This is a genomic window from Shewanella holmiensis (assembly GCF_025370255.1).
In the GTDB taxonomy this organism is placed as follows: Bacteria; Pseudomonadota; Gammaproteobacteria; order Enterobacterales; family Shewanellaceae; genus Shewanella; species Shewanella holmiensis.
On sequence record NZ_JAMTCD010000044.1, the window covers coordinates 1 to 9,247 of the forward strand.

8 protein-coding genes are annotated in these 9,247 nt (G+C 42.8%); 6 read left to right on the forward strand and 2 right to left on the reverse strand.

The window, feature by feature from the left end:
• Positions 1-936 (reverse strand): FimV/HubP family polar landmark protein (locus tag NE535_RS18310; RefSeq protein WP_280925491.1); only part of this gene is annotated, 936 nt, incomplete at its 3' end.
• Positions 937-1,100: 164 nt separating this feature from the next.
• Positions 1,101-1,886, reverse strand: a complete 786-nt coding sequence (locus tag NE535_RS18315; protein ID WP_261299993.1) for a LysM peptidoglycan-binding domain-containing protein — start codon at positions 1,884-1,886, stop codon at positions 1,101-1,103.
• 99 nt (positions 1,887-1,985) lie between these two features.
• On the opposite strand from NE535_RS18315, the gene priA reads away from it, so the two are divergent.
• The 6 genes from priA to NE535_RS18345 all read left to right on the forward strand — a co-directional run bounded on the left by priA (position 1,986) and on the right by NE535_RS18345 (position 9,244).
• Positions 1,986-4,181, forward strand: a complete 2,196-nt coding sequence (gene priA, locus NE535_RS18320; protein ID WP_261299994.1) for a primosomal protein N' — start codon at positions 1,986-1,988, stop codon at positions 4,179-4,181.
• 146 nt (positions 4,182-4,327) lie between these two features.
• Positions 4,328-6,073: an arginine--tRNA ligase gene (gene argS, locus NE535_RS18325; RefSeq protein WP_261299995.1), complete on the forward strand. Its 1,746-nt coding sequence runs from the start codon at positions 4,328-4,330 to the stop codon at positions 6,071-6,073.
• Positions 6,074-6,075: 2 nt separating this feature from the next.
• Entirely contained in the window at positions 6,076-6,675 is a 600-nt protein-coding gene (locus tag NE535_RS18330) for an SPOR domain-containing protein (protein ID WP_261299996.1), read from the forward strand.
• 161 nt (positions 6,676-6,836) lie between these two features.
• The gene (gene hslV, locus NE535_RS18335; RefSeq protein ID WP_188842477.1) at positions 6,837-7,361 is read left to right on the forward strand and encodes an ATP-dependent protease subunit HslV; all 525 of its coding nucleotides are present in this window, start codon (positions 6,837-6,839) and stop codon (positions 7,359-7,361) included.
• 20 nt (positions 7,362-7,381) lie between these two features.
• Complete coding sequence (hslU, locus tag NE535_RS18340; RefSeq protein ID WP_261299997.1) at positions 7,382-8,707, forward strand: ATP-dependent protease ATPase subunit HslU; 1,326 nt, start codon at positions 7,382-7,384, stop codon at positions 8,705-8,707.
• A 150-nt stretch (positions 8,708-8,857) separates the two neighbouring features.
• Entirely contained in the window at positions 8,858-9,244 is a 387-nt protein-coding gene (locus NE535_RS18345; RefSeq protein WP_188842473.1) for a gamma-butyrobetaine hydroxylase family protein, read from the forward strand.
• Positions 9,245-9,247 lie beyond the last annotated feature (3 nt).

Below are 9,247 nucleotides of genomic sequence, written 5' to 3' on the forward strand. Positions count from 1 at the left end.
AGGACGAGTAAACTCATCATTAATAGCTTGCACTACTTCATTTTTTACAATTAATTGTGCTTCATCTTCTTTAAGTGCAATTTCCACTGAAGATTCATATTCACTATTGGGCTGTGGAATACCAGTCTTAACAAGTGCATCGAAGGTTTTTTTATCTTGATTAGGGCTGGTAAATTGCGCCAGTGTCTCATCGGAAGGACAAGTTAACTGACTGTCTGATTTTAGCTTTTTTATATTATGATTTATAAAAGCATTAGGGTTAGTTTGATAAATGGCCACCATTGCTCCAAACACGTTAGTCCCCCAGGATTTTGCATGATTAGAGGCCACAGTCCAAAGAGTGTCCGCTGAAGTTTTATCAATCATGCAGCCGGATGTAGCTGGAGCTGAAGATACAGTACTTTTTGTGGAAGTGGGCGCGGTAGTGGTAGAGCGCCCATAACTGTATTCAGGTTTTGCCAAGCTGTCTTTGGCTACGGCTTGATAACGCTGCTTGTAAGCATCTGAAGATTTCATGGTTTTAATCGCAACGGGCTTGTTGACCTGGGTGCTCGCTGAGATTTTATTCATGTCGTTGTTAAACAAACTGATCGGAGAATATTGCTGCCATTTACCATCACGATACTCAGACACAATAAGCGACGAGTTTGGGTCAATAATTTTTTCTTCGCCACGTAATACAAAGGTATTTTGCCGATGATCATCGACAAGGAGTTTTTCAAGCACTACGGTATTTTTATATTTCTGACGAATATAAAAAGTTAATAGCGAAACATCATTATGGTCACTGACAACATTAACATTCAGTTTAGGTAATTCGCCAGCCTCAAATCCCATTGTTTCAATACCAATATGGCTCACATCAGCAATTACAGTTTGGCTTAACGAGCCAACTGTTAACCCCGCTAACGCGAAACATATCTGAAAGGCTTTCATTGATTTATCCTTTATCTTTTTTATCTTGGCATTCGATTTTTATAGACTTTAATCGATGCTGAAATATCTATTGGTTGCTATGACGAATGATATAAAACATTACAACTATATAGAATGAGTCTCGTTAACCGCAACTAAAGTCTAATTAATTCTTAGCGCCATCTTTAAAAAACCAAATGCTTAGCCTGTAAAGCCTCAAAAGTGCGTCGGTCAACTGACACATCATTATATTGCGCCAAAATATGGGGTGCTGGACAATTTAATGACGCATCTTTTAACAATAAATGTATACGCTGTTTAGAGAAGGCTTTGGTATTCACTTCGAATATGGCTAACATTGCGCCATACACATTGGTATTCCATTGCAGTTTGTACCTATTGGCAATTTTCCATAAAGTTTCATTGTCTGAATTATTTACCAAACAATCTGGCACAATCGTCGGTAATTGCATTACTTTTTTAAGAGGGCTGTCCTCTATTGCCACTGAAGGCTTGACGCTGTTCGCCATGCCAGTCTTTTTTTGCTTTAATAGCGAATTATCAAGGTTCACACCTGAGGTTAATTCAGCCGCATTATTTGATAAAGGTGCATCAAATACCGGTAGAGAGGCTATTTGAAGCCAATCTGCGTTTCGAAAAATTGAGACTATCAGCTTAGCCTGCCTATCCATTATCAATCCATCCCCTTGCAAATGTATTAAGTAGGGATTGATTCTGCTAGCGGTAAGTGTCAGCTCGACAGCATGTTGGCCACTACCTTGTTTGATAGTGAAATAAAACTGATTTAAATCTTTGTGCTTTGAAATAAAATTCACTTTTAATGACGGGGCTTGGTTTATAGCAAACTGACGACTATTAATACTGACATGTGAGACTTCAGCAGATAACATACTGCAATAAAAAGTCATTATTAATATTAGGCTGTTAATCATAAACCCAAGTTTTTTCATTGCGCGACCCTATTATGCATTCGGAATATTATATTTATCTGATAACGTTACACTAATTACTCATTAGAATGAACATCCTAAATTGCCTTTTGGAAAACTATGCCTGTGTATGTTGAAGTTGCCTTACCTGTCCCACTGCGAAGAAACTTCAGTTATCGTGTTGCAGAAAAACACGTCTCGGCGCTTGCCGTTGGTTTACGGGTTAAAGTACCTTTCGGACGCCAGCAACTTATTGGCTTAATCACTGCGATAACGGATCAATGCGATTTAGCCGAGAACCAAATAAAAAACATCACTCAAGTTCTCGATACCCAAGCGATATTGCCAGATGCTTTATATAAGCTAACGTTATGGGCGGCACGCTATTACTTTACTAGCCAGGGCCAAATGCTCAGCCAGGCTTTACCTGTTGCCTTACGAAAAGGGGCTGACACCGCCCCGCAAGAAATCACCCAATATTGCTTAACCAGTCAGGGACAAGCTGCGCAGGTTAGCATGCTAAACCGCGCCCCCGCACAAAAAAAATTATTCGACGATCTGAAAGATCACCCATTAACCCATGACGAGTTTGTCAGCCTTGAATACAGCAAGGCAGCACTAAAAGCATTAGAAGATAAAGGCTGGGTTGAACGAAAGGCACGAACTATCACAATCGATTTAAGTTGGCGCCAACAACTCGATATCACTGAAACACCCCATAAATTGAACAAACAGCAGGCGGTAGCGGTATCGATACTCAATCAACAACAAGGCTTTAATTGCAGCCTACTTGAAGGCGTAACGGGTTCGGGTAAAACGGAAGTTTATCTATCTGTGCTTGAAGCCATTTTAAAGCAAGGCAAACAAGCGCTGATTTTAGTGCCTGAAATAGGCTTAACGCCACAAACCATTAATCGCTTCAAACGGCGTTTTGCCGTAAACATTGCCGTTATCCACTCTGGTTTAACCGACAACCAACGTCTTGATGCTTGGCGCCAAGCCAGAAGTGGACAAGCTGCGATTATTATTGGTACCCGTTCGGCACTTTTTACGCCCATGTTGTTCCCCGGAATTATTATTTTAGATGAAGAGCATGATGCCAGCTTTAAGCAACAAGAAGGCGTACGTTACCATGCCCGTGATCTAGCCGTAATGCGCGGTCATTATGAAGATATTCCGGTCATATTAGGCACTGCAACCCCTTCTTTAGAAACATTACAAAACGCCATATCAGGACGTTACCACCACCTAACATTAGGTGAACGAGCGGGAGCGGCGCAGAAGGTTAAACAAGGGATTATCGATATCACCAACCAGCCACTTAAAAACGGCATGTCATCGTCTCTAATTAATGAAATGCGCATGCACCTAGATGCTGGCAATCAGGTACTGTTATTTTTAAATCGCCGCGGCTTTGCCCCCGCACTGTTGTGCCATGAATGCGGCCACTTGCATGAGTGCGATCGCTGTGACGCATTTTTTACAGTGCATCAAGGCTTAAATGAAATTTGCTGCCACCATTGCGGTAATCAGTATGCGATCCCTAAACAATGTCATCAATGCGGTAGCACCATGTTGATGGGGCACGGTTTGGGCACAGAGCAACTTGAACAAGCACTTACCACCCTTTTTCCCACTTACCCTGTGGTTCGTATTGATCGCGACACCACCAGACGTAAAGGTTCGCTAGAAAAACAACTGCACGGCATTCATAAAGGCGAATACAAAATACTGGTTGGAACGCAAATGCTGGCCAAAGGGCATCATTTTCCAGATGTGACGTTAGTAGGCTTGCTCGATGTAGATGGGGCATTATTCAGTGCTGACTTTCGCGCCCCTGAACGTTTTGGCCAGCTATACACTCAGGTTTCAGGTCGAGCAGGCCGCGCAGACAAACCCGGTAAAGTACTATTACAAACCCACCAAAGCGACAATGTCTTGCTGCGCAGTTTATTACGTCAGGGCTACGGCGATTTTGCCCGAGAACAACTTAAGGAGCGGCAACTAGCACAACTGCCTCCCGCCTGGCACATGATACTCATTCGCGCAGAAGCTCATTCAGCAGCCGACGCAGACGCGTTTTTAACCAAAGTCAGTCAACTTTTACCCCAAGACAAAGCCTTTGAAATCATCGGTCCTATTCCAGCTCCGCTGGATCGAAAAGCTGGTAAATATCGTCGGCAGTTGATGTTTCAAGCAAAAACACGCCAAAGGCTTCAGCTCGAGTTTGAAAAAATCTTAAACTTAATCGAGCAACTGCCTGAAACCAAAAAATGTCGCTGGAGTATCGATCGTGATCCACAAGATTTAATGTAATTGACTGCTATTAGGCCGCTTAATTGCCTCAGAATGATGAATCTTAAAAAATTCTATCAAGTACATAGCAATTTACCCCCATAAGCGGCTAAAATATGCGGTTCTGTCGTGTCATTCATTAACGAATTTAGTGCAAGCAAAGGCCCATGAAATCACATATTGAATCTTTACTACAACAAACCATCGCCTCGTTCCAACAACAAGGTATTGTGCCAGCTGATTTTCAAGCGCGTATTCAAGTGGACCGCACTAAAGATAAAAGCCATGGTGACTTAGCCACCAACCTTGCAATGATGCTCACTAAAGTGGTGGGCAAACCGCCGCGTGAAGTCGCTCAACTTATTATCGACACGTTACCAAAGTCTTCCCATGTGGCTAAAGTGGCTATCGCAGGCCCGGGTTTTATTAACTTTTTCATTGATGACAATGCCCTAGCCAACCAATTGCAACAGGCGCTTAATGATGATCACTTAGGTGTGCCATTACCGGCCAAGCAAAATATCGTTGTTGACTACTCTTCACCCAATCTAGCCAAAGAAATGCACGTAGGGCATTTACGTTCAACCATTATTGGTGACAGCGTAGTCCGCGCATTGGAGTTTTTAGGTCATAACGTTATTCGTCAAAATCATGTAGGCGACTGGGGCACCCAATTCGGTATGTTGCTCGCTTATATGGAAGAATTACGAGCGGCTCAAGGTGAACAGGCCGCCTTAGAATTATCTGATTTAGAAAACTTTTACCGTGCTGCCAAAGTTCGCTTTGATGAATCAACTGAGTTCGCAACTCGCGCGCGTCAGTTAGTGGTAAAACTACAGTCGGGTGATACTTACTGCAACAAATTATGGCGTGAGTTTAATGATATCTCACTTAGCCATTGTTTGGACGTATACCAGCGTTTAGGTGTTAGCTTAACCCGCGAAGATGTCCATGGCGAAAGTGCCTACAATGCCGATTTAGATCAAGTTGTTGCTGACTTAGATGCCCAAGGTTTATTAACCGAAAGTAACGGCGCCAAAGTCGTATTTCAAAATGAATTTAAAACCAAAGAGGGTGAACCTCTTCCTGTTATCATTCAAAAAGCCGATGGCGGTTATTTGTATGCGACGACTGACTTAGCCGCAATGCGTTATCGTTCAAATGTACTCAAAGCGGATCGTGCGTTGTACTTTGTGGATTTACGTCAAGCGCTGCACTTCCAGCAGGTATTTAATCTTGCGCGCCTAGCTAAATTTGTTCGTCCAGAGATGACGTTAGAACATACAGGCTTTGGTACCATGAACGGCGAAGACGGCCGCCCATTCAAAACTCGAAGCGGTGGCGTCGTTAAGCTGGTTGATTTATTAGATGAAGCCAATGTACGTGCGCTGGAATTAGTGCGTAGCAAAAATCCTGATATGGATGAGCAAACCTTAACTGAAATTGCCCGAGTAGTAGGGATCAGCGCGGTTAAATATGCTGATTTATCCAAAAACCGCACCAGTGATTATATTTTTAGCTTCGAGCAAATGCTGAGCTTTGAAGGTAATACCGCGCCTTACCTACTTTACGCTTACACTCGCGTCGCGGGTATTTTCAAGCGTGCTGACAACATCGACCTAAGTCAGGCAAAAATTGTACTTGAGCACGAGAAAGAAAAAGACTTAGGGACTAAGCTTGCGCAGTTTAATGAAGTGCTAACCCGCATGACAGACAAAGGTCAGCCACACGTATTATGTGCCTACCTCTATGAGCTAGCCAGCGAGTTCTCAAGCTTCTACGAAGCCTGCCCCGTTCTGGCGGCCGACACCGACGCGCAAAAGCAAAGCCGTCTGTTATTAGCCCAATTAACAGCTAACACCTTAAAAACTGGCTTATCGTTATTAGGCATTGAAACCTTAGAGCGCATGTAAATATGAGCCGAGATTATGCCAATCGCAAACCTAAATCGGCCGCTAAGGCCGGTAAAGGGGCGCGTTCGTCAAAACGAAACACCTCATCAAGCAATATGCCCTTGATACCTTGGTTGCTAGCCATCGTATTGGTATCTGGATTTGGTTACTTTTTATGGACCATTAAAGGCAGCTCAGAAGACGTAGCGCCTGCAATCAACACAGCGACAAAGTCGACAGCCACAGACAAGCAAGCAACTAAACCAGCAGTGGCCAAAAAAGATCCCAATGCCTTACCACCAAAACCTCAAGAAGAATGGACTTATCTTGAAGAGTTAGAAAATAAAAGTGTAGACGTTGATGTGCCTAATTCAGGCGTCGTCTCGAGTGGTTTATATCAAATGCAATGTGGCTCGTTCCGCCAAGAAAGCCAGGCCAATGAAATGAAAGCGCGCATTGCTTTCATGGGGATGGAAGCCCTGGTCAAACGTTCAGAAGGCACTAACGGTGTATGGTATCGTGTCGTTTTAGGGCCATTTGAAAGTAAGCGTGATGGCGAACGTGGTCGCCATAAAATGCAAAAAGCGGGCATCAACACCTGCCAGATTTGGTTATGGCAATAAGGCTATTTTATACCTAAAAATGAAAGCCCGAGACATCGGGCTTTTTCATAAACGAATGTTAACCTTTCTAACTTGAAAACTACCAATCACTCCCCCATATCCTTTATATCAATTAGCAGAAGGCTTTTTATACCTGCTGAATTTAGTGAAGAGGATTTACTGTGACTACAATCGTATCTGTACGCCGTAATAACCAAGTTGTCATCGCAGGTGATGGCCAAGTGTCTTTGGGCAACACTGTCATGAAGGGCAATGCACGTAAAGTACGCCGCCTTTATAACAACCAAGTCTTAGCGGGTTTTGCTGGCGGCACAGCTGATGCATTTACCTTATTTGAACGTTTCGAAACTAAACTTGAAATGCATCAAGGCCACTTACTTAAGTCAGCCGTCGAACTAGCCAAAGATTGGCGTACCGACAAAATGCTGCGTAAGTTAGAAGCCATGTTAGTGGTTGCTGATACCAAAGAATCATTAATTATTACCGGTAACGGTGATGTTGTTCAGCCTGAACACGATTTAATTGCCATAGGTTCTGGTGGTAACTATGCTCACGCTTCTGCACTTGCCTTACTGCAAAATACCGAATTAAGCGCCCGTGACATTGCAGAAAAGTCACTGACCATCGCTGGCGATATTTGTGTATTCACCAATCAATTCAAAACCGTTGAAGAGCTGAATTATTAATTCGAGCGAAAGGAAAAATTATGTCTGAAATGACCCCTCGTGAAATTGTCCATGAACTCGATTCGCACATTATTGGCCAAAAAAATGCCAAACGCTCAGTTGCGGTAGCCCTTCGTAATCGCTGGCGCCGTATGCAACTAGACGCATCTTTACGTCAAGAAGTGACCCCGAAAAATATTCTCATGATCGGCCCAACGGGTGTCGGTAAAACTGAAATTGCCCGCCGGTTAGCAAAATTAGCTAATGCCCCTTTCATCAAAGTAGAAGCCACTAAATTTACCGAAGTGGGTTATGTCGGCAAAGAAGTTGAGCAAATCATTCGCGATTTAACTGACTCAGCGGTGAAAATGACCCGCGAACAGCAAATGAAGAAATGCCGTTTTCGTGCCGAAGAACTTGCCGAAGAGCGTATTTTAGATGCTTTACTGCCTAAGCCAAAAGAAGATTGGGAAACCGAGAAAAAAGAGGATTCAGGCACTCGTCAAATCTTCCGTAAAAAACTGCGTGAAGGCCAGCTAGACGATAAAGAAATTGAAATTGATGTTACTGCGCCTCAAATTGGTGTTGAAATCATGTCTCCACCAGGCATGGAAGAAATGACCAATCAGCTTCAAGGCTTATTTCAAAACTTAGGCCAGAACACCTCTAAGCGTAAAAAGATGAAAATCAAAGATGCTTATAAACAATTGATTGAAGATGAAGCGGCAAAGTTAGTTAATCAGGAAGATTTAAAAGAACAAGCCATCGAGTTAGTCGAACAGCATGGCATCGTGTTTTTAGATGAAATTGACAAAATTTGTAAACGTGGTGAAACCTCTGGTCCTGATGTATCGCGTGAAGGTGTGCAACGCGACCTTCTACCTTTAGTCGAAGGTTGTACGGTAACCACCAAGCACGGTATGGTAAAAACAGACCATATTTTGTTTATCGCCTCAGGTGCATTCCAGATGTCAAAACCATCTGATTTGATCCCTGAATTACAAGGTCGTCTACCTATTCGCGTTGAGTTAGATGCGTTATCTGCTAACGATTTTAAACGCATTTTAACAGAACCACATGCCTCACTTACCGAACAGTACGTGGCTTTGATGGGCACTGAAGGTGTCACAGTTGAGTTTGTTGAATCAGGGATTGAGCGTATCGCAGAAGCCGCCTGGCAAGTGAACGAGCGCACTGAAAATATCGGTGCGCGTAGACTGCATACGGTTATGGAAAAGCTGATGGAAGAGATATCTTATGATGCCTCAGAAAAATCAGGTTCAACCTTCGTGATTGATGCCGAGTATGTGAATAAGCACTTAGATACCTTTGTACAAGATGAAGATCTAAGCCGCTTTATTCTTTAGTCACTGGATCACTATCAAGCTGAAATGATGTCTTAACATGCCACGTTTAGGCATGATAAAAATGGGATTAACGCCAAAATCGAGTATGATTAAAATCCTCGATTTATCGTTAATCCTTTTTTATGGTAACCACTTTTTATAGGTAATAACATGTCAGAAGCCACCCCAAACGTTATTGGCATTAAACTAAAGCGTAAGTCTAAGTTGTTAGAAGTGAGCTTTGACAACGGCGAAATGTTTAACATCAGCTGTGAAATGCTTCGTGTGCACTCACCATCTGCAGAGGTTCAGCAGCATGGTAACCCGATTTTAGTGACCCACAAAAAAGAGGTTAATATCAACGCAATTGAAGCTGTTGGTAATTATGCCGTAAAAATTGTATTTGACGATGGCCATGATACTGGGCTGTTTTCATGGAAAATTCTTTATGAATTAGGTAGTCATCAAGTGGAAATTTGGGAACGATATTTAGCACGTCTTCGAGCAGAGAAAGGATCTCGCGAAGCATTGATTTCGATGAATATAAAATATTCGTAATGA

Coding starts and splice junctions, on each gene's coding strand:
- NE535_RS18315 (WP_261299993.1), bottom strand. CDS start 1,886: ATGAAAAAACTTGGGTTTATGATTAACAGCCTAATATTAATAATGACT.
- priA (WP_261299994.1), top strand. CDS start 1,986: ATGCCTGTGTATGTTGAAGTTGCCTTACCTGTCCCACTGCGAAGAAAC.
- NE535_RS18330 (WP_261299996.1), top strand. CDS start 6,076: ATGAGCCGAGATTATGCCAATCGCAAACCTAAATCGGCCGCTAAGGCC.
- argS (WP_261299995.1), top strand. CDS start 4,328: ATGAAATCACATATTGAATCTTTACTACAACAAACCATCGCCTCGTTC.
- hslU (WP_261299997.1), top strand. CDS start 7,382: ATGTCTGAAATGACCCCTCGTGAAATTGTCCATGAACTCGATTCGCAC.
- NE535_RS18345 (WP_188842473.1), top strand. CDS start 8,858: ATGTCAGAAGCCACCCCAAACGTTATTGGCATTAAACTAAAGCGTAAG.